Origin of the sequence: Dorea ammoniilytica, assembly GCF_025567415.1 — a bacterium.
In the GTDB taxonomy this organism is placed as follows: domain Bacteria; phylum Bacillota; class Clostridia; order Lachnospirales; family Lachnospiraceae; genus Claveliimonas; species Claveliimonas ammoniilytica.
In genome coordinates this window covers 58,124-76,983 of record NZ_JAOQJV010000002.1, presented here as the reverse complement: position 1 = coordinate 76,983, position 18,860 = coordinate 58,124, and the positions used below count along the sequence as shown (strand labels likewise).

Sequence of the window (18,860 nt, the reverse complement as noted above, 5' to 3'; positions counted from 1 at the left end):
ACCATACCTGTCCATGGATTCCAAGCGCAAGGCTCTTAAGAAATTGTAATGTTTTTCTAAATTTTATACTTCAAACATCAGATCACCGTATGATGGCATTGGCCATGCTTCCTTATCCACGATCATCTCCAGCTTATCAACCGGTGCACGAAGTGCTTCCATAGCCGGGAATACTGTGAACTTGAAGAATTTAGCCTGTTCTTCGCCTTCTTCTTTGGTTGCTGCTTCATCTGTCACCTTGATCAGTGCTGCAAGTGCTTCTTTTGCTTCTTTAAGAAGTACACTTACTTCTGTCAGTGTCTCTACCTGTACGCTTGCATCTACACCTGCTGCTTTAACAGCAACAACCGTGTCTGCCAACGTCTTGGTGTACTTAATGATTGCCGGAATGATCTGCTTGCTTGCCATATCAATCATTGTCTTTGCTTCGATATTGATTACCTTCGCATAGTTCTCATACTTGATTTCTACACGAGATCTGAGCTCAGCCTCCGTAAATACATGGAACTGTTCAAATACCTTGATCGTCTTCTCTGCTTCCAGTGCCGGGATTGCTTCAACCATAGACTTGATATTCGGAAGTCCGCGCTTCTCAGCTTCTTCTACCCAGTTATCAGAATATCCATCACCATTGAAAATAATTTTCTTATGTTCAGTTGCATACTTCGTAATCAGTTCACTCAGTGCTTTATCAAAATCATCTGCCTTCTCCAGTACGTCACATGCCTCTGAAAATGCTTCTGCAACGATCGTGTTCAGCACGATATTCGGTGATGCAATAGAATCTCTTGATCCTACCATACGGAATTCGAATTTATTACCGGTAAATGCAAACGGTGATGTACGGTTACGGTCTGTAGCATCCTTAACAAGGTCAGGAAGTGTATCTACTCCTGTTTCCAGAACGCCGCCCTTTAAACTATGTGTTGCTGAGCCAGTCTCAATGATCTGCTCCAGCACATCTTCAAGTTGTTCGCCAAGGAATACGGAAATAATTGCCGGTGGTGCTTCATTAGCTCCCAGTCTGTGATCATTACCCGGATCAGCTGCAGATTCACGAAGCAGTGCTGCGTGATCATCTACTGCTTTCAGAACACATGTAAGTACAAGCAGGAACTGCAGGTTCTCGTGAGGTGTCTTACCTGGATCCAACAGGTTCTTACCATCATCTGTAGTGATAGACCAGTTGTTGTGCTTGCCGGAGCCATTCACTCCTGCGAACGGTTTCTCATGAAGCAGACACTTCATACCGTGCTGGCACGCAACTCTCTTCAATGTCTGCATTACCAGATGGTTGTGGTCAACTGCCACATTACACTCTGCATAAATCGGCGCAAGCTCGTGCTGTGCAGGCGCTACTTCGTTGTGCTGTGTCTTAGCTGTTACGCCAACTCTCCAGAGTTCTTCATTGACATTCTTCATGAATCCTGCAATTCTCTGACGGATGGTTCCGAAATAATGATCATCCAGTTCCTGTCCTTTCGGAGGCATTGCTCCAAACAGTGTACGTCCTGTATAGATCAAGTCTTTTCTCTGCATGAACTTTTCAGCGTCTACAAGGAAGTACTCCTGCTCCGGTCCTACGGAAGGAATTACTTTCTTAGCCGTTGTATTGCCAAAGAGACGAAGAAGTCTCAGTGACTGTTCATTGATTGCCTGCATGGAACGAAGAAGTGGTGTCTTCTGATCCAGCGCCTCTCCTGTATAGGAGCAAAATGCTGTAGGAATACACAGTGTTGCGCCTGCTGCATCATGTCTTACAAACGCAGGTGATGTACAATCCCATGCTGTATATCCTCTTGCCTCAAATGTAGCACGAAGACCGCCTGATGGGAAAGAAGACGCATCCGGCTCACCCTTAATCAGTTCTTTACCGGAGAAATTCATAAGCACCTTTCCGTTCTCCATCGGTGCTGAAATAAATGAATCATGCTTCTCTGCTGTAACACCTGTCAATGGCTGGAACCAATGAGTGTAGTGAGTAGCTCCCTTCTCAATCGCCCACTCTTTCATCTCATGCGCAATGACATCAGCGGTAGCCAGATCCAATTCCTGACCCTCCTGGATCATTCTCTTAAGATCCTTGTACACTTTCTTAGGAAGTCGGCTCTGCATCACTGTATCGTTAAATACATCTTCACCAAATATTTCTGCTACGTTTATTACATCACTCATATTCTTGTTTCCTTTCCTTTCTTTGTCCAAACAGGAACCCTTGCCTCTTATAATATAGCAAACTTTCTGTTTACGCAAGTGCTTTATACCAAGAACGCCCGGCACTGTGTACCGGCATTTTTATAAAAGCGAGCCCCGATGATCGCATGATATAAAAAGGCGCTCCAACCTTAGTCGGAACGCCTTCGTTCTTGTTATGCCTGTAAGTATATATCAATACTTTTTAAAATGCAAGCAAAAAATTATAACATTCTTGTGATTTAGGCTTTACCAGCACTTCCAAGTACGTTAGTGATCTTGTGAGCAACCATATCCTTAACAGCCTGGCGAGCTGGTTTCAGATACTGACGTGGGTCAAAGTGATCTGGATGCTCTACGAAGTGCTTACGGATATTAGCTGTCATAGCAAGACGGATATCTGAGTCGATATTGATCTTACATACTGACAGTTCAGCTGCGTGACGAAGCTCGTCCTCTGGAATACCAATAGCATCTGGCATATTTCCACCATACTGGTTAACCATCTTAACGAATTCCTGTGGTACTGAAGAAGAACCGTGCAGTACGATCGGGAATCCTGGCAGACGCTTTGTACACTCTTCCAGAACGTCAAAACGAAGCGGAGGTGGTACAAGGATACCATCAGCATTTCTTGTGCACTGAGAAGCTTTGAACTTGTATGCACCGTGTGATGTTCCGATAGCAATTGCAAGGGAATCACATCCTGTTCTTGTTACAAATTCTTCTACTTCTTCCGGACGTGTATAGCTTTCTTTACCATGCTCAACTACTACTTCATCCTCAACACCTGCAAGTGTTCCAAGTTCAGCCTCTACTACTACACCATGAGCATGAGCATATTCAACTACCTGCTTTGTAATAGCGATATTCTCTTCGAATGACTTAGAAGAAGCATCGATCATAACTGATGTAAATCCACCATCGATACAGTTCTTGCAAAGTTCAAAGCTATCACCGTGATCCAGGTGAAGAGCGATCGGAATCTCTGGATTCTCCTGAACTGCTGCCTCTACTAATTTAACAAGGTATGTGTGGTTAGCGTATGCACGAGCACCTTTAGATACCTGAAGGATAACCGGGCTCTTCAGCTCTCCGGCTGCCTCTGTAATACCCTGAACGATCTCCATGTTGTTAACATTGAAAGCACCGATTGCGTATCCGCCATCATAAGCTTTCTTAAACATTTCGGTTGTTGTTACCAATCCCATAACTTTTACCTTCTTTCCTTAAAATGTTCTTAGCTAATGTTTAATACGTGTACATTATAGCCTACTTCTTTTAAAAACTCAATCATAAATGTAATTTCGTTGAGTTAAATCCATTTCACTCCAATTCGTTCAGCGTCACTTTCCTGACATTTCGTCAGTGTGCGTATCCTCGCGGAGCGTTTTTTACTTTACAGGAAAGCAATTTCCTGTAAAGCAAAAAAACCTGATGACCATTCGATCATCAGGTTAATCAGTGACTCCGCGGGGAATCGAACCCCGGATTCCAGCGTGAGAGGCTAGCGTCTTGACCGCTTGACCACGGAGCCGTGTCACTTAACTCGTGCTCAATTAATATATCAAATATTAATTCAAAATGCAAGAGGAAAGTGAATTTTTTTTAATTTATTTTTCATCCTCCGACAATTCGTCGACATATTTAGACGGGACCATTAATTCCATCGCTTTATTCTGGTTCATAATCTCTACCATATCATGACTTCCACCGTATTCTCCATCGAGTGTCCACGGAATCTCTTCCAGTGACTCAAAGGTGATCTTCTTTGCTTTAAAAGAATACATATGCTTAGTATCTACCTGCTCGATCAGAAGTGCAGCGATGATCTCCTGCAGTTCAATTGGATTCTTCGGGCGGCGGATCAACGTTACTTCAAATACACCATCGTCAAACTTGACATTTTTACCGATCATATTACGGAATCCACCAACAGATCTGGAATTGGTCACCATACCATAGATAAATTCGTCCTCGATCACTTCATCATCATGCGTTACTCTGATCTTATAAGATGGTACATTAAAGAGACGTTTCGCGCCTTCCAACACATACGCAAGATGTCCCAGCACATTCTTAATCTCCTGCTTTGTCTCATAAGACACATCGGTAAACAGTCCAAACGCAGCAATATATACGAATACGTCATCATTAAACTGACCGATATCACATGGAAATGCACTTCCATGTACCGCATTATCCGCTGCCGCCAGGAAATCTTTCGGAATCTTCAGGCTATTGGCAAAGTCATTGGTAGTGCCTGTTGGGATATATCCTACCGGAATCTTATGCTCACGTTCCATCATGCCGGTTACCACCTCATCAATCGTTCCATCACCACCACTGCAGACGACCAGATCATAATCCTCTGTCATCTCTGTGATCTTACGATATGCATCCCTATATGCCTGCGTCGGATAGATCACGACTTCATATTCTGCTTTCACAAAAATATCCACAATCTCAGATAACTTCTGCTTCAAAAGTCCTTTCCCTGCATGTGGATTGTATACAAATAACATTCTCTTCATTACAAGTTTCCTCCTTCTGAATGTTTGATTCTATCCACTATAATTGTAATGCCTGCGGATTATTCCGTGCTTCGTCCCCTGGCATTACATATAATAAAAGGGAGCATCTATCGATACATCCCTTTTTTGTCTATGTATTATTATTCTGTCACCAGGAGCTTCTCTACACCCTGAATTGCATCTGCCTCATCATCGCCATCTGCAACTACCGTAAGTTCTTCTCCATTACCAAGCTGTAAACTCATCATGCCCATAATGCTCTTCGCATTAATCTTTTTATTCTCAACTTCAATGTACACTGTACTTGAATATTGATTGGCTTCCTGTACTAACAAAGCGATCGGTCTCGCTTCCAGACCGTCCCGCAGTTTCAGAGTAATCGGTTTTTTAATCATGTTGTCCCTCCCTGATTATCCCTTATCTTTTCTGCCATATCACTTAATTTTCTGAGGCGGTGATTCACGCCGGACTTGCCGACCGGTGTCTTAAGCAACGTCCCCAGTTCCTTTAGTGTCGCCTCTGGATATGCAAGACGTGTAAGGGCAACATCCTGTAATCCTTCCGGCAAATGTTCAAAGCCTATGGTGTCCCGGATAAACACGATATCCTCCATCTGCTTCACTGCAGCCGATACTGTCTTATTGATATTAGCTGTCTCGCAATTCACCTTACGATTCACTGAATTACGCATCTCCTTGAGAATGCGGACATTCTCAAGTTCCATCAACGCAACATACGCTTCCATGACATTCAGCATATCCACAATGCCGGCTCCATCTTTTAAGTATACTACGTAATTCTTCTTGCGTCTGACAATCTTCGCTTCCATATCAAATCCGATCATCAACCCTTGTAAATAGTCTGCCATCTCTTCTGTATTACATACAATCTCGAAATGGTAAGACTTGCTCGGATCACTTATAGAACCCGCTGCCAGAAATGCCCCCCGAAGATATGCTCTCTTACAGCATACCGCTTGCACTGACGCATTCAGAACTGCTTGTAACCCCTCGCCCTGAGCAAGGAGATAGTAAATATTACTTCCTTTTTCCGGATTACTCCGAACAGAAGTATACGCAGAAACTTCACTCCCTATATTAAATGTTTTTTCCAGTAATGTAAAGTATTTTCTCGCTACGGCAGCATTTTCCGTATGAATATGAACGATCTTCTCTCCCGCTTCATCGGTCTCTGTACGACCGCATATTGCTGTAATCGCCGCAAGTTCCGCCAGCATACAATGTCTTGCCACCGGAATCTGCTCTGCCAGCTCTTCTTTCACCTTGCTCGAAAATGACATATCAACCTACCTTGCCTTTGTAATGGCATCTTTCTCTATATCTCTGTGTTCAATCTTCACACCGTAGTCTCCTTCCGACTGTTCCAGTGCGCCATACAGCGCATTGGCTATCGTAACTGACCTGTGCTTGCCTCCGGTACATCCGATCGCAATAACCAGCTGTGTCTTACCTTCCGCTATATAATTCGGAATCAGGAAACTGATCATATCCGTCAGCTTATTTAAAAATTGACCGGTCTTCTCATTCTGCATAACATAGTCCTGCACTTCCTTATCATTACCGTTCTTCGGTCGGAGTTCTTCTATATAATAAGGGTTAGGCAGAAAACGTACATCAAAGACCAGATCTGCATCACTCGGAATACCATACTTGAATCCAAACGAAAGCACTGTAATGTACAGATTCTTGTACTGCTTATCTTCCACGAAAATGCTGGTGATCTCACGTTTCAGATCCCGTATCAACAGTCTGCTGGTATCCAGAATATAATCCGCCCGATTCCGCAATGGCACAAGTAACCGTCGTTCTTCGGCAATCCCCTGGTCCACGCGTCCGGTTCCTGACAGCGGATGACTTCTCCTGGTCTCTTTATAGCGCTTAATCAGTACATTATCCTTTGCATCCAGAAAAAGCACTTCATAAGCCACGTTCCTCTCATCCAGCTGATCCAGAGCTTCACCCAGATCACCAGCTCCATACCGACTTCGGATATCCATCCCCAGAGCCACTTTATCAATAGAAGAATTCGGCATGGACAAAAGTTCTGTAAGCTTTGGCACCAATGATACCGGCAGATTATCCATGCAGAAATAACCCACATCTTCCAACATTTTCAATACGGAGCTTTTCCCTGCCCCCGACATTCCTGTAACGATAACAAATCTCATTCCTAAAACTCTCCCAGTCTCTTAACTTCCGGCTCCAGTGTCACGCCAAACTGCTCTCTGACTTTTGCCGACACCTGTTTCATCAGTTCATCCACCTGCGCAGCTGTCGCCTCACCTGCATTAATGACAAATCCGCAGTGTTTCTCTGATACCATGGCATCACCCACGCGAAATCCACGCAATCCCGCATCCTGCACAAGTTTTCCCGCAAAATATCCTTCCGGTCTCTTAAAGGTACTTCCGGCACTTGGATATTCTAATGGCTGTTTGGTCACTCGCTTCTCTTTCAGTTCATTCATCAGTGCACGAATAGCTTCTTTCTCGCCTTCCCGCAGTTCAATTTCTGCACCAAGTACCGTATAGCCTTTCTTCGCAATGATGCTGGTACGATATCCAAGTTCCAGATCATCTTTCTCAATTACATGAATCTTATCATCCTCATCCAGCACTGTCACGCGCACCAGTACATCCTTCATCTCACCGCCATAAGCACCCGCATTCATCACACACGCACCGCCAAGTGTACCTGGAATTCCTGCTGCAAATTCAAATCCGGTAAGTCCTGCTTCCAACGCTGCTCCTGCAATACGTGCCAGCGATGCTCCCGCTTGTGCACGGATCACATTTCCTTCTACCTCTACCTGACTCATTTCTTTATATAACTGTATGATCACACCTCTATAACCCTGGTCAGATACCAGAAGGTTGCTTCCATTTCCTATTATATAATAAGGTGTCTGAAACTCTTTACAAATGCTGATCACCAGCTCTGCTTCTTCCCACGAAACAGGTATCACAAAATAATCGGCCGGACCTCCGATCCGAAATGTCGTATGCTTTTTCATTGGCTCATTTATGAGCACTCTGTCCGCCGGAACTGCCTCACATAATCTTTTATATAAAATCTCGTTCATCGCATTTACCCCTCTTTTTTATTCATTGTAAATCATACACTAAAAGGATTGCAATGTAAAGTAACGCCTGTCAAATCGCCACTTCTACACTTGCATTATTCCCAGAAATAAGGTATATTAATTCCAATGTTATGTACAGCAATGCTGTACAAATTTTAATCACAAGAAGGAGTGAACATATCATTGGACTCGAGTGACGTCATACAGTTGATTATATTGCTAGTATTACTTTTTCTCTCTGCATTTTTTTCATCCGCAGAGACCGCAATGACCACCGTCAACAGAATCCGAATCCGCAGCCTTGCTGATGATGGCAATGCGCGGGCAAAAACCTTACTAAAAATCACAGATGATCCGGCGAAGTTCTTAAGCGCCATCCTGATTGGCAACAACATTGTGAACCTGTCTGCCGCATCACTGACCACCTCCTTAGCTTATGGGCTGGGCGGTTCTATGGTAGCAATTGCCAGCGGTATCCTTACCCTGCTGATCCTGCTCTTCGGCGAGATTACGCCAAAGACCATGGCCACGATACATTCTGAGAAGATTTCTCTTCTCTATGCCCCGGTCATCAGTATTTTTATCCGTCTGATGACTCCGGTAATCTTCATTGTCAATGGCCTGGCCAATATTATTCTTCGGATCATGCACGTTGATCCGAATGCCAACACGAACGTGATGACAGAGAATGACCTGCGTACGATCGTAGATGTCAGCCACGAAGACGGCGTGATCGAATCAGAAGAAAAGGAAATGATCAATAACGTATTCGACCTTGGTGATGCCAAAGCAAAGGATGTTATGGTGCCACGTGTACACGTGACATTTGCGGATGTGAACAGTACTTACGATGAACTGATCGATATATTCCGGGAAGACAAATTTACCCGTCTCCCGATCTTTGAGGACACCACCGATAACGTCATCGGCACGATCAATATGAAGGATCTGCTGTTATATGATAACAAAAAAGACTTTCATCTGCGGGATATCCTCAGAGAAGCATATTTCACTTACGAATATAAGAACATTTCCGAACTTCTCCTGGAAATGAGAGAATCTTCATTTAACATCGCCATTGTTCTGGACGAATATGGCGAGACTGCCGGACTGATCACCTTAGAAGATCTGCTGGAAGAGATTGTAGGTGAAATCCGAGATGAATATGATGATAACGAGGAAGACTTTATCAAAGAGATCGGACCACATGAATATCTGGTAGAAGGCTCTACAAATCTGGAAGAGATTAATGACCGCTTAGATCTTGACCTTTCTTCCGATGATTATGATTCCGTAGGAGGACTGATTATTGAGCATCTGGATCGTCTTCCGGAAGCAGGCGATGAGATCACTACCGAAGATGGTATCCGCATGATTGTCGAAAAATTAGATAAAAACCGAATCGAGCAGGTACATATGTATCTGCCGGAGCAAAAAAAAGACGAAGAAGCAGGCGAATAACGCCTGCTTCCTTTTCTTACTTCTCGATATTCTTCTCTTATTCCTGTGATCCTTCCTGATCATTCGTCAGATGGAATTTATCCAGTACATAGAAAATCAGGCTCAGGATCATGGCTACTACGCATGCGAGTACCATACCTGTAAGCTGTACATCTCCAAAGTTCACAGCAATACCTGACAGACCGGTTACGAATACAACCGATGTCAGTGTCAGGTTACGTGAACGACCATAATCCACTTTGGAATCTACCAGAATACGGATACCGGATGCTCCGATCATACCATATAACAGGAACGAGATACCACCGATTACCGGTCCGGGAATTGTCTGAATCAGCATAGACAGCTTACCGACAAAAGAGCAGATAATAGACAGCACTGCCGCACCTGCGATCACACGCACACTATACACCTTTGTTACCGCCATTACACCGATATTCTCACCATAAGTAGTGGTCGGCACAGAACCGATCAATCCTGAAAGCATGGTAGAGAAGTTATCTCCGAACAAAGATCTGTGAAGTCCCGGATCTTTCAACAGATCACGGCCAATGATCTTACCAGTGACAACCTGATGTCCGATATGCTCCGACGTAATAACCAGAAGTACCGGAAGTATCATCAGGATCGCGCCCAGATCAAACTTCGCCATCTGGAAATTCGGAATTGCAAACCATGGTGCTGCAACTACCTGCGAGAAATCCAGAATACCACAGCACAGCGCTGCAATATATCCTGCGATAACTGCGATCAGGATCGGGATAACAGAAAGGAATCCACGGAATAATACGTTGCCAAATACTGCCACACCGATCGTTACCATGAACACGATTACATTTTTCATATCGATCTTATCATCCAGAAGTCCTGCATTGCTGGCCGCAGAGCTTGAAAGCTCCAGTCCGATCAATGCTACTACCGGTCCCATCGCTGCCGGCGGAAGCACAACATCTACCCATTCTGTTCCACATTTGTAAATAATAAACGATAATACACATCCACAGAATCCAACAGCTACGAATCCGCCCAGTGCATACGAATATCCCATCTTGCTGATAACGATACCCGCCGGTGCCAGGAATGCGAAGCTGGATCCCAAGTATGCCGGAGCCTTACCCTTTGTTACGGTCATAAAGATCAATGTACCCACACCATTCATAAACAGTACAATTGCCGGATTAATGCCGAACACGAACGGCACCAGCACGGATGCACCGAACATTGCAAACATATGCTGGATACTCAGCGGTACAAGCAGATTAAAAGGCACTTTATCCTCGACCTGGATAATTTTACGTTCTCCCATCTCATTTCCTCCTCATAAAAGTATCTCAATTTTTTATCTCTCCTATTGTAGCACATAACCCACTCTCTGCATATGGAAGATTTTCTGTACAGGAAGCAAAATCGTCTTCTTTTCTGCCACTATTGTTTCAGAAGAACAGTCTGATATCCGTCCCGTTTCAATCTCCGCTCCATCGCTACTGCCTGATTCATATCTGTATATCGTCCCACCTGCACTCTCGCATATGCGCCGGAATCATCAATATACGCCGGATAATCCTGCTCCAGTAGTTCACCCAGCAAACGCTCTGCGTACATACGGTTGCGAAATGCGCCTGCCTGTACCCGATATTCCGGCTCAGGCTTCATATCAGGAGCGTGCTCCGTATCTGATCCAGGATCTGTTTCTGATTCAGATATGAGACTGTTATCCCTCAAGACATCCAATATTCCATCCGAAATTGCCAATGCAATGTCATTAAAATTCTCATCAAACAACCGATTATCCACATCCGAATTAATAAACCCTACTTCAATCAACACTGCCGGCATCTTTGTCCGTTTGAGCACCACAAGATTCGGTCGTGCCTTCACTCCAAGGTTCCGGAATCCTACTGCCTCAAGCTGCTGGTTGACCGATTCAGCAATCTCATATTTCAGTCCAGACAGATCATACACCAGCGATTCCACTCCAAACGCTGTATTATCCGACGGAAAGGAATTGCGATGAATGGAAATAAAGAGATCTACTCCTGCTTCATTTGCTTCCATTGCTTTCTCATAAGGAGTTTCGTATACATCCGTTGTACGAGTATACTCCACATCAATTCCGTTATTCTGCAGATTCTCTCCCACTGCCAATGCAAGTCTGAGAGTATCATCCTTTTCCTGTCGTCCATTGTATACTGCACCCGGATCACGACCTCCGTGACCGGCATCCATCATAATTGAATAAGCCATATTTACCATATCCTTTTTATCCACTCTATATCAGAATATGCCACAACATCGGAAATGCTAAAAAGCCCGACTGTTCCTTCCGAAACAATCAGGCTTATGTACTGTAATCCTCTGGTTTATCACGAGATTCTTACTGATTATTTGTCACCATGGATTTTTCTTTTCTCGATATCCATCAGCATGTTCACACGTCTCTCATGCTTTCCGCCCATGAATTCTGCATTCAGCCACTCATCTACGATCATCTTAGCTGTCTCGATACCGATAACTCTTGCTCCAAATGCAAGGATGTTGGTATTATTGTGCTGTCTGGAAAGTTTAGCTGTATATGGCTCGCTGCAGACAACTGCACGGATACCTTCTACTTTATTAGCAGCCAGAGAAATACCAACTCCTGTACCGCAAATCAGGATACCAAGATCCACATCACCATGCGCTACTGCTTCACCGACCTTTTCTCCATATACCGGATAGTCACAGCTCTCATTAGAGTCTGTTCCGTAATTAACTACTTCATATCCTTTCTCTTTCAGATATTCTGAAATCTCATTCTTCATATCTACTGCAGCATGATCATTTCCAATTCCGATTTTCATAATTTCCGTTCCCCTTTCTGGACTTCAAAGGTACTACGTAATACCTTTTCATTTTTCACTTCTTATATTATAATAAATATCGATCTTAATCAACAATTTATTCGAGGTATCTTATTATGATAAAATTAATTGCAAGCGATATTGATGGTACATTACTTACCAATCATGGACAGATCGTTCCGGAGCGGACTGCTGATTTAATTCGCCGTCTCATCGATAAGGGGATATATTTTACCGCCGCAAGTGGTCGGCAATACAGTAATCTCCGCCGAATGTTTGACCCCATCAGCGAGAATATCTGCTATGCTGCCGAAAATGGCTGCCTCTGCGCACACAAGAATGAAATCATCAGCAAAATGTATCTGCCACAGGATATCTGCATGGATATTATTGATGCAATCCACGATTTTCCTGATTGTTACGGCATGGTTTCCGGAGTAAATACAAGTTACATAGACACCGACAATCCGGAAATATATGATCTGATCAAAAACACAAATAAGTATAACGTTGCAAAAGTGAAGGATCTCAAAACAGATGTCCCAGAGCCAATCCTGAAAATTGCCGTCTGCGACCCAAAGCATGGCACAACACGCATCGGACCACATTTCGGTAAACTATTCCACGGCGAAGTGCATGCTGTGACTGCCGGTCTGATCTGGGTAGACTTTGTTGGAGATAACGCTAACAAAGGTCTTGGATTAAAAGCCATTCTGGATTACCTGCATATCGATCCATCTGAGTGTATTGCATTCGGCGATCAGTTGAATGATATCGAAATGTTAAAAGTTGCAGGAACCAGCTATGCCATGTCCACCGGCATGCCCGAAGTACGTGCACTTGCCAACCATATCACAGACTGTGTTGATGACGTGCTTGAAGAAATCCTTCGTACTCTTTAATCTATACATAAGGTCATAATTAATCAAACGTTTTGATTAACTATGGCCTCATTTTCCTTATTATGATCTATTTAAATTATTTAAGAACATGTGATGCAACTCCCCAGACTGCCAGAATAATGCCAATACCACGATAAAACTTCTGATGTTTCTCGGTTGTATTCGCATAAATATAGGAAGTCTTTGGACTAAATACCAATACGAATCCGAGTACCATAATCAGATTCATTAGTGCCTCTGTATAATCCATTCTCTATTCCTCCTCACAAGCCAATATCTTCTTGTATATATAACCAATGCCAACTGCGCCCAGCGTAATACCCGTCACCAGCTATCCGTGTACTAAAATGCACCAGCTCCCGGTATCTTCGGTTGATAACGCATATCCGATACCGTATATACGGTAATAAATGCCTTCGGATCAAGCTTGTTAATATAATTCATCAGTTTCTGATATTCATTCTTATCCACAATGGTAATGATCTCATGTCTCTTTTCCATGTTGTAGGCACCGATCGACTCATAAATTGTTGCTCCACTGTGTAGTTCATGGAGAATAAATCTCCGCAGTTCTTCCTCATGTTTCGTAATGATGCAGACTCGCCGTTTCAGATTCTGACCAAAGATAAAATGATCTACCACAATGCCATTAAAATATGTGCCGAGGATACTTAATACGACCGTCTTTTTATCATAGACCAATGCAGCTGAAAGCGCCACACACATTCCAGACAAAGACATTGCTCTGCCAAGTTCAATATGCAGATACTTATTCATAATCTTTGCCACAATATCCAATCCGCCGGAAGATGCATTCATATTAAACAGAATGCTGAGTCCTACACTAACTACTAATACATAGCACAGCACATCCAACTCCTGACTGTTCGTCAGCGATTCGATATTCGGAAATATTCTCTCGAATATTCCGATAAACACTGGCAATGAAATACTGGTATAGACCGTTTTCATACCAAATTCTTTCCCACAGGTAATAAATCCGATGAGCAATAATACCACATTCAGAATCATCGTAATTACCGACAACGGCAACGGTATAAAATTCGTAAGTATAATTCCAAGACCGGAAATGCTGCTAACTGTTGTATGACTCGGTACCAAAAAAAAGTATACAGCTGCTGCAATAATTGCCACCGCTCCTGTTAACGCAAAGACTTCCCCAATTACGCCTTTATATGTGAGTTTTTTCTTCATTTCCCTATTCCATCCTATCATGACATTTGATATATATTATACCGTATGGGAATCATCTCGTACAACAATTAGTTATCCGAATTTTTCTTTGAATCCTCATTCGACGCTGAATCAGCATCTTTCGTATCATCCGTCTCAGAAGCAGAATCTGTATCAGATGACGACATCTCTCCTGCACTCTGAATCTGTGCTTCCAGACTGGCATTCTTCTCTTTCAGTTCTGCCATCTTACTATTCAGTTCCATGTTCTGTGAATACACCTTTTTATATTCTTTACGCAATGTATGTAGCTGACTCGCAGATATCACAAGAAGTACTGCAAGAACCACTAATACAATATTCTTCCATCCGATCTTAGCAATCTTTTCCTTCATAAGTCAATCCTCCCATGCCTCACTCTCTATTGTGTAAAATATTATAGTGCAGATTAACAGGAAAGCCAAGTTAAATCTACTGGCTCAGCAAGCTTTTATTTGTGATATCCGCATAAGGAAGTTCTGCACTGGCATTATAATATTCGTCTCCCTCCTGCAGCTCTCTGTTCGATATAACTTCTATCTGGATCTGACCATTATTAATACTCAGATGAAATACTGTCTCATATCCCATATGCGCTGTCAGACCGACAATATATGGTTCTGTTCCCCCATTCTCGTCCTCATAAAATCCGGTATGTCCTCCGTTAGTCTGACCGATATATTTTGCCGTTCCATTTTCAATCGTATATATATCATACATATAATCGGCTTCACAGGTACCTGTCTGTAATATCATTTCTTTCACGCCGTCTTTATCAATATCGTAAAAGTAATAATTATTATAAATGCCAAATTCAGTATCAGCCCCGCCGACTTCCTGATCCAAAATTGCTCCATATACTGATAAATATGTATCCGCACTTACTGTCTCTTCATCCGTTGCCTCATCCTTGTCTATATCAAATTTTAACTGCAGTTTCAGCTTCACTTTACCAATATTTTCTACATTTGGCTGCTGATAAAATACAGACACATTATAACCACTGTTTTCTCCGGTGATACGCAAAAGCATCTTATCTGGCTGATCCTGGAATCCAAACACTGGAACATGTGTCTTACGAATTGTGTCTGCGTCCTTGGTAAGGCCAATACTTTCTGCAAGATCCGCCATCATCGCTGCCGTTCCATCGTCATCCTCCCAGCTGGAACCCGCAGTTTCTGTCACCTGTCCTGCCTGCTCTTTAAATTTACCATCTTCATATGTCAGCATAAAAGATTTGACAATCGTTCCATCTGCATATATATATACATGGTTACTACAGCTTCCGCAAATGTAAATGTTATTATCCGTTTTTTGCAGGAAAATGCCATCATCCTCAGAATCACCATATCCCAATACCGGTACAAGTCCCTGATACTGATCTTTCTTTACAACCTTTCCATTTTCCAATTCATACATCTGCAGATCAATTTCATTTCTGTCAATATCTGTACCGATACCGCCATCCATCGTTGTAGCAGACTTATTATCCATTACCAGGACCAGTAATTCCTCTTCACCGTCATTATCATAATCTGCAATATTCCAGTTCAATACTCCACTCTCTGAATGCACAGAATCTACCGCGAACCCATACTCTGAAACCTGCAGATACGAACACTCATATTCCCCCTCTTTCACCTGTCCGATATCCGGGATCAACTCTTCATCCACATACGTATACAGACTATATTTTTCTGACAGTTCTGCATTATCCTTTTTATCTACATGCTTCAAACCGATCTTCAGAATTTGAGCTGCTTTGTTCGGCTCATCCTGTTCCATATACAAATCAGCAAGCTTGATATATGTTTCCTTTTCCTTCGGATCCAGTTTGATTGCTTCCAGATAACTGTCCTCAGCCTTCTCGTAATCCATATCTTCCAGATATTTATCAGCGTTGGACACCGTTTCCTGATACTGCTTCTTCGTCTTCTGCTTCTTCATCACCAGAACACCAGCTATGATCACTGCTGCCAGAATTACGATCACCGCCAAAATCCATGGCCACTTTGCTTTCTTCTTGACTGTTCCCTGCGGTCTGTCAGCATGTTTCTGCTCCAGATCTGGCTCCAGTTCCGGTCTGTTGCCCACAGGATTCTGATTAACCGGCGACCCACATTTCGGGCAGAACTGTACATTGTCTTCAAGCTTTTCTCCACATCTTCTGCAAAACATCGCACATTCTCCTATCTACTTCTCATCTTGATCAAACTGTATTACTCCCCATTTGCCATCCTTTTTTACCCAGCATTTTCTATTATGTACTGGAAGAATTTCCTCAAATGTACCCGAAGGAATAATAACCTCATTTTTCGAATCACGCATCTCCCACCGTCCGTCTTTTACCAATGGTACATAACACTCTGTAGCTGCATAGCAGTATTCTATCTCATCCAGGCCATTATAACTTGCTGGATCATAATGTTTCCAGGATGCATCATATTCAAACGGAATCACTATTTCGCCATCTTCATTAATATAACCCCATTTGCCGTCTTTCTTTGCAGCAAGCAGACCAGATTCTGCTCCTGCTTTTTCACCTGGTTTGTCCTCATCACGAAAACGCCCGCAATAATTACCGCAATCAAAATTATTCCAATCGTTGCCAGAATTCCAACCTTACTCTTCTTTTTCGGCTCCGCCTGAGAACAATCCCGTTCCTCAAGCGGAGCACCACAATGCCCACAAAATCTTGCAGCATCTTCATTCTGCGCCTCACACTTTTTACAAATCATTCTCTCATTCCTCTTACTTCCTAATGAAGATATCCATCACTGGCATTACTCATATATCCCGATTTAAACGTGTCATCATACGTTGCATACAGTGTATTGCTTCCTGCATCATACTCGTAAGTAACCGAATAGGTATATCCATCTATGGATTCCCATCCGGTTCCCGGGGAATCAACCTGATTACTGTTAAATGTTGCTTTTATAGTTGTTGGTCCCGTCACCTCATAGATTCCTGTATCTTTATTCCGCCAACCTTCACTGGTAACGCTTCCATCTGCATTGAACGTAGTCGTGTAAGTATTATTCCAGACATTACCTTCATTAGTCCAGGTTCTGGTAATCTTCTGGATAAGCGCATCTGCATTGCTGTCAGATGTCTCGTTCTTATCAGTGTCCTCTTCCGTTGGATCTTCGTTATCTTTATCGTCCTCTGAATCCTTCACTGCCTTTTCAAACTCAATCACTCCCCATTTGCCATCCTTCTTTACCCAACATCTGCCATTATGTACCGGAAGAATCTCTTCAAATGTGCCAGATGGAATTACGATTTTATTCTCCGTATTACGCATCTCCCATTTGCCATCCTTCACCAACGGCACGTATCCTTCTGTGGCTGCATAGCAGTATTCTCCCATGTCCGTATCTGGATATGGTGACGCATAGTGTTTCCACGAAACATCGTATTCAAATGGGATCACAGTCTTTCCACTCTCATCAATATACCCCCATTTGCCATCTTTCTTGGCTGCCAGCAGTCCGGATTCCAGTGATCCGCATTCATCATACTCAAACTCCGTTACCGCTTTATTATCTTTCCAGACTGCATATTTTTTACCATTTTCTTCCAGCCACACGGATGGATCTCCGTCATCCTCTGTATAGACGGCCGTCATTTCCTGCACTGGTGCAGCTTCTTCTAACGGATTAAGCTCCCATCTCAAAGGTGTCATGCAAGTTTCCATCCAGTTATGCATACTGCCACAGTAATAATACTCTCCCTGCGCGCCATAAATATCTCCAACCATAGCAACATCTGACCGCAGTTCATCATTTTCATAAAGGACAAAATCATTCGTATCTGTATCAAGCTCTGCAGAATACATAGTTTCCTTTGTCTGCAGCTCATAATACCCTATAACTGTTGTGATATTGGTGCATTCCAGATCTTTATACCACTTGCCATCGCTGTTAATCAGCCCATATGTATCCCCCTTCCTGATAACCGCATAGTCACTGATCATCTGCTTGCATTCTGTGTTTTTACACACATCTTTACTGTTGTAACCAGACAGATAATAGATCTCGTCTGCTTCTATCTCCGGCTGTACCACCCAGCTGTACTTTTCTGCATTCTTTATATCCTCTATTATCTTTTCAGTCTCTTCCTTTTTTTCTTTCACCTTCGAAGATGCACCGCCATTGCCGCCTGTATTCTTCTCTGCCTTCTTCAGGATTTCAATAGCCTTGTCATACTCTTCCTGTGTCAGATACAGATCTGCCAGTGCAAGATATGGATCTTCCTGTTTTGGATCAAGATTGATCGCACTCAGGTAAGCATCCTCCGCTTTGTCATAATCCAGATCTTCCAGATATTTGTCTCCCTGAGAAATATACTGTTTATACTCTTCCTGCTTTTTCACATCATTTGAATGCATCACCAGAATAACTGCAATCACGACTGCAATCAGAATCACCGCCATTGCAACGATTACTCCAATCAAAGTTTTGTTTTTCTTTTTTACTTTCTGGCTCTTCTGTTCTTCCAAATCTGCCCCACAATGCATACAATATTTTGCATCATCATCATTGGGCGTATCGCATTTCTTACAAATCATATCTCATTCCTCTTTCGCTTTC

The 18,860-nt window shown here is 42.9% G+C and carries 19 protein-coding genes and 1 tRNA gene; 2 read left to right on the top strand and 18 right to left on the bottom strand.

Translation table 11 applies throughout. The features are described 5' to 3' along the window. Nucleotides 1-63: 63 nt before the first annotated feature. The 8 genes from OCV65_RS02390 to murB form a co-directional block, all read right to left on the bottom strand. Entirely contained in the window at nucleotides 64-2,175 is a 2,112-nt protein-coding gene (locus OCV65_RS02390; RefSeq protein ID WP_262580845.1) for a glutamine synthetase III family protein, read from the bottom strand. A 260-nt stretch (nucleotides 2,176-2,435) separates the two neighbouring features. After that, on the bottom strand, nucleotides 2,436-3,404 hold the full coding sequence (gene fba, locus OCV65_RS02385) for a class II fructose-1,6-bisphosphate aldolase (RefSeq protein ID WP_118452120.1): 969 nt from the start codon (nucleotides 3,402-3,404) through the stop codon (nucleotides 2,436-2,438). 254 nt (nucleotides 3,405-3,658) lie between these two features. Then, nucleotides 3,659-3,730 (bottom strand) — tRNA-Glu (locus OCV65_RS02380). 76 nt (nucleotides 3,731-3,806) lie between these two features. Next, complete coding sequence (locus tag OCV65_RS02375; RefSeq protein WP_262580844.1) at nucleotides 3,807-4,727, bottom strand: diacylglycerol/lipid kinase family protein; 921 nt, start codon at nucleotides 4,725-4,727, stop codon at nucleotides 3,807-3,809. A 140-nt stretch (nucleotides 4,728-4,867) separates the two neighbouring features. After that, nucleotides 4,868-5,122, bottom strand: coding sequence for an HPr family phosphocarrier protein (locus OCV65_RS02370; protein WP_118382395.1), 255 nt, complete (start codon nucleotides 5,120-5,122; stop codon nucleotides 4,868-4,870). Continuing rightward, on the bottom strand, nucleotides 5,119-6,027 hold the full coding sequence (gene whiA / locus OCV65_RS02365; protein WP_262580843.1) for a DNA-binding protein WhiA: 909 nt from the start codon (nucleotides 6,025-6,027) through the stop codon (nucleotides 5,119-5,121). Before whiA ends, OCV65_RS02370 begins: the two co-directional genes overlap by 4 nt. 6 nt (nucleotides 6,028-6,033) lie before the next feature. Continuing rightward, nucleotides 6,034-6,915, bottom strand: a complete 882-nt coding sequence (rapZ, locus tag OCV65_RS02360) for an RNase adapter RapZ (RefSeq protein WP_262580841.1) — start codon at nucleotides 6,913-6,915, stop codon at nucleotides 6,034-6,036. Between the two features lie 2 nt (nucleotides 6,916-6,917). Further along, on the bottom strand, nucleotides 6,918-7,829 hold the full coding sequence (gene murB / locus OCV65_RS02355; protein WP_262580839.1) for a UDP-N-acetylmuramate dehydrogenase: 912 nt from the start codon (nucleotides 7,827-7,829) through the stop codon (nucleotides 6,918-6,920). Between the two features lie 183 nt (nucleotides 7,830-8,012). Here murB and OCV65_RS02350 point away from each other — a divergent pair, with 183 nt between their 5' ends. Further along, nucleotides 8,013-9,290, top strand: a complete 1,278-nt coding sequence (locus OCV65_RS02350) for an HlyC/CorC family transporter (RefSeq protein ID WP_262580837.1) — start codon at nucleotides 8,013-8,015, stop codon at nucleotides 9,288-9,290. A 37-nt stretch (nucleotides 9,291-9,327) separates the two neighbouring features. On the opposite strand, the gene uraA is transcribed toward OCV65_RS02350, so the two are convergent. The 3 genes from uraA to rpiB all read right to left on the bottom strand — a co-directional run bounded on the left by uraA (nucleotide 9,328) and on the right by rpiB (nucleotide 12,130). Next, nucleotides 9,328-10,596, bottom strand: a complete 1,269-nt coding sequence (gene uraA / locus OCV65_RS02345) for a uracil permease (protein WP_262580836.1) — start codon at nucleotides 10,594-10,596, stop codon at nucleotides 9,328-9,330. A 119-nt stretch (nucleotides 10,597-10,715) separates the two neighbouring features. Continuing rightward, on the bottom strand, nucleotides 10,716-11,534 hold the full coding sequence (locus tag OCV65_RS02340) for an N-acetylmuramoyl-L-alanine amidase (RefSeq protein WP_262580835.1): 819 nt from the start codon (nucleotides 11,532-11,534) through the stop codon (nucleotides 10,716-10,718). 137 nt (nucleotides 11,535-11,671) lie between these two features. Further along, the gene (gene rpiB, locus OCV65_RS02335; RefSeq protein ID WP_118384145.1) at nucleotides 11,672-12,130 is read right to left on the bottom strand and encodes a ribose 5-phosphate isomerase B; all 459 of its coding nucleotides are present in this window, start codon (nucleotides 12,128-12,130) and stop codon (nucleotides 11,672-11,674) included. Nucleotides 12,131-12,246: 116 nt separating this feature from the next. Between rpiB and OCV65_RS02330 the strand changes: the two genes are divergently transcribed. Then, nucleotides 12,247-13,032, top strand: a complete 786-nt coding sequence (locus tag OCV65_RS02330) for an HAD family hydrolase (protein ID WP_262580833.1) — start codon at nucleotides 12,247-12,249, stop codon at nucleotides 13,030-13,032. 76 nt (nucleotides 13,033-13,108) lie between these two features. On the opposite strand, the gene OCV65_RS02325 is transcribed toward OCV65_RS02330, so the two are convergent. The 7 genes from OCV65_RS02325 to OCV65_RS02295 all read right to left on the bottom strand — a co-directional run bounded on the left by OCV65_RS02325 (nucleotide 13,109) and on the right by OCV65_RS02295 (nucleotide 18,838). After that, on the bottom strand, nucleotides 13,109-13,282 hold the full coding sequence (locus OCV65_RS02325) for a hypothetical protein (protein WP_158574281.1): 174 nt from the start codon (nucleotides 13,280-13,282) through the stop codon (nucleotides 13,109-13,111). A 92-nt stretch (nucleotides 13,283-13,374) separates the two neighbouring features. Next, a complete protein-coding gene (locus OCV65_RS02320) occupies nucleotides 13,375-14,247 on the bottom strand; it encodes a YitT family protein (RefSeq protein WP_262580832.1) in 873 nt (290 codons plus the stop codon). A 68-nt stretch (nucleotides 14,248-14,315) separates the two neighbouring features. Then, nucleotides 14,316-14,621 carry a hypothetical protein gene (locus OCV65_RS02315; RefSeq protein WP_262580831.1) on the bottom strand — a complete coding sequence of 102 codons (306 nt, stop codon included), beginning with the start codon at nucleotides 14,619-14,621 and terminating at the stop codon, nucleotides 14,316-14,318. A gap of 76 nt (nucleotides 14,622-14,697) precedes the next feature. After that, entirely contained in the window at nucleotides 14,698-16,443 is a 1,746-nt protein-coding gene (locus OCV65_RS02310; RefSeq protein ID WP_262580829.1) for a zinc-ribbon domain-containing protein, read from the bottom strand. Between the two features lie 15 nt (nucleotides 16,444-16,458). Then, complete coding sequence (locus OCV65_RS02305; RefSeq protein WP_416810572.1) at nucleotides 16,459-16,746, bottom strand: WG repeat-containing protein; 288 nt, start codon at nucleotides 16,744-16,746, stop codon at nucleotides 16,459-16,461. Continuing rightward, nucleotides 16,725-17,003, bottom strand: a complete 279-nt coding sequence (locus OCV65_RS02300; protein WP_262580826.1) for a zinc-ribbon domain-containing protein — start codon at nucleotides 17,001-17,003, stop codon at nucleotides 16,725-16,727. The genes OCV65_RS02305 and OCV65_RS02300 overlap by 22 nt, the downstream gene beginning before the upstream one ends. Before the next feature lie 20 nt (nucleotides 17,004-17,023). Next, entirely contained in the window at nucleotides 17,024-18,838 is a 1,815-nt protein-coding gene (locus tag OCV65_RS02295) for a WG repeat-containing protein (protein ID WP_262580825.1), read from the bottom strand. Between the last annotated feature and the right edge of the window lie 22 nt (nucleotides 18,839-18,860).

Bases quoted from the DNA above. Each gene is read 5' to 3' on its own strand.
- OCV65_RS02390 (WP_262580845.1), bottom strand. From the start codon at position 2,175: ATGAGTGATGTAATAAACGTAGCAGAAATATTTGGTGAAGATGTATTT.
- fba (WP_118452120.1), bottom strand. From the start codon at position 3,404: ATGGGATTGGTAACAACAACCGAAATGTTTAAGAAAGCTTATGATGGC.
- OCV65_RS02375 (WP_262580844.1), bottom strand. From the start codon at position 4,727: ATGAAGAGAATGTTATTTGTATACAATCCACATGCAGGGAAAGGACTT.
- OCV65_RS02370 (WP_118382395.1), bottom strand. From the start codon at position 5,122: ATGATTAAAAAACCGATTACTCTGAAACTGCGGGACGGTCTGGAAGCG.
- whiA (WP_262580843.1), bottom strand. From the start codon at position 6,027: ATGTCATTTTCGAGCAAGGTGAAAGAAGAGCTGGCAGAGCAGATTCCG.
- rapZ (WP_262580841.1), bottom strand. From the start codon at position 6,915: ATGAGATTTGTTATCGTTACAGGAATGTCGGGGGCAGGGAAAAGCTCC.
- murB (WP_262580839.1), bottom strand. From the start codon at position 7,829: ATGAACGAGATTTTATATAAAAGATTATGTGAGGCAGTTCCGGCGGAC.
- uraA (WP_262580836.1), bottom strand. From the start codon at position 10,596: ATGGGAGAACGTAAAATTATCCAGGTCGAGGATAAAGTGCCTTTTAAT.
- OCV65_RS02340 (WP_262580835.1), bottom strand. From the start codon at position 11,534: ATGGCTTATTCAATTATGATGGATGCCGGTCACGGAGGTCGTGATCCG.
- rpiB (WP_118384145.1), bottom strand. From the start codon at position 12,130: ATGAAAATCGGAATTGGAAATGATCATGCTGCAGTAGATATGAAGAAT.
- OCV65_RS02330 (WP_262580833.1), top strand. From the start codon at position 12,247: ATGATAAAATTAATTGCAAGCGATATTGATGGTACATTACTTACCAAT.
- OCV65_RS02325 (WP_158574281.1), bottom strand. From the start codon at position 13,282: ATGGATTATACAGAGGCACTAATGAATCTGATTATGGTACTCGGATTC.
- OCV65_RS02320 (WP_262580832.1), bottom strand. From the start codon at position 14,247: ATGAAGAAAAAACTCACATATAAAGGCGTAATTGGGGAAGTCTTTGCG.
- OCV65_RS02315 (WP_262580831.1), bottom strand. From the start codon at position 14,621: ATGAAGGAAAAGATTGCTAAGATCGGATGGAAGAATATTGTATTAGTG.
- OCV65_RS02310 (WP_262580829.1), bottom strand. From the start codon at position 16,443: ATGTTTTGCAGAAGATGTGGAGAAAAGCTTGAAGACAATGTACAGTTC.
- OCV65_RS02300 (WP_262580826.1), bottom strand. From the start codon at position 17,003: ATGATTTGTAAAAAGTGTGAGGCGCAGAATGAAGATGCTGCAAGATTT.
- OCV65_RS02295 (WP_262580825.1), bottom strand. From the start codon at position 18,838: ATGATTTGTAAGAAATGCGATACGCCCAATGATGATGATGCAAAATAT.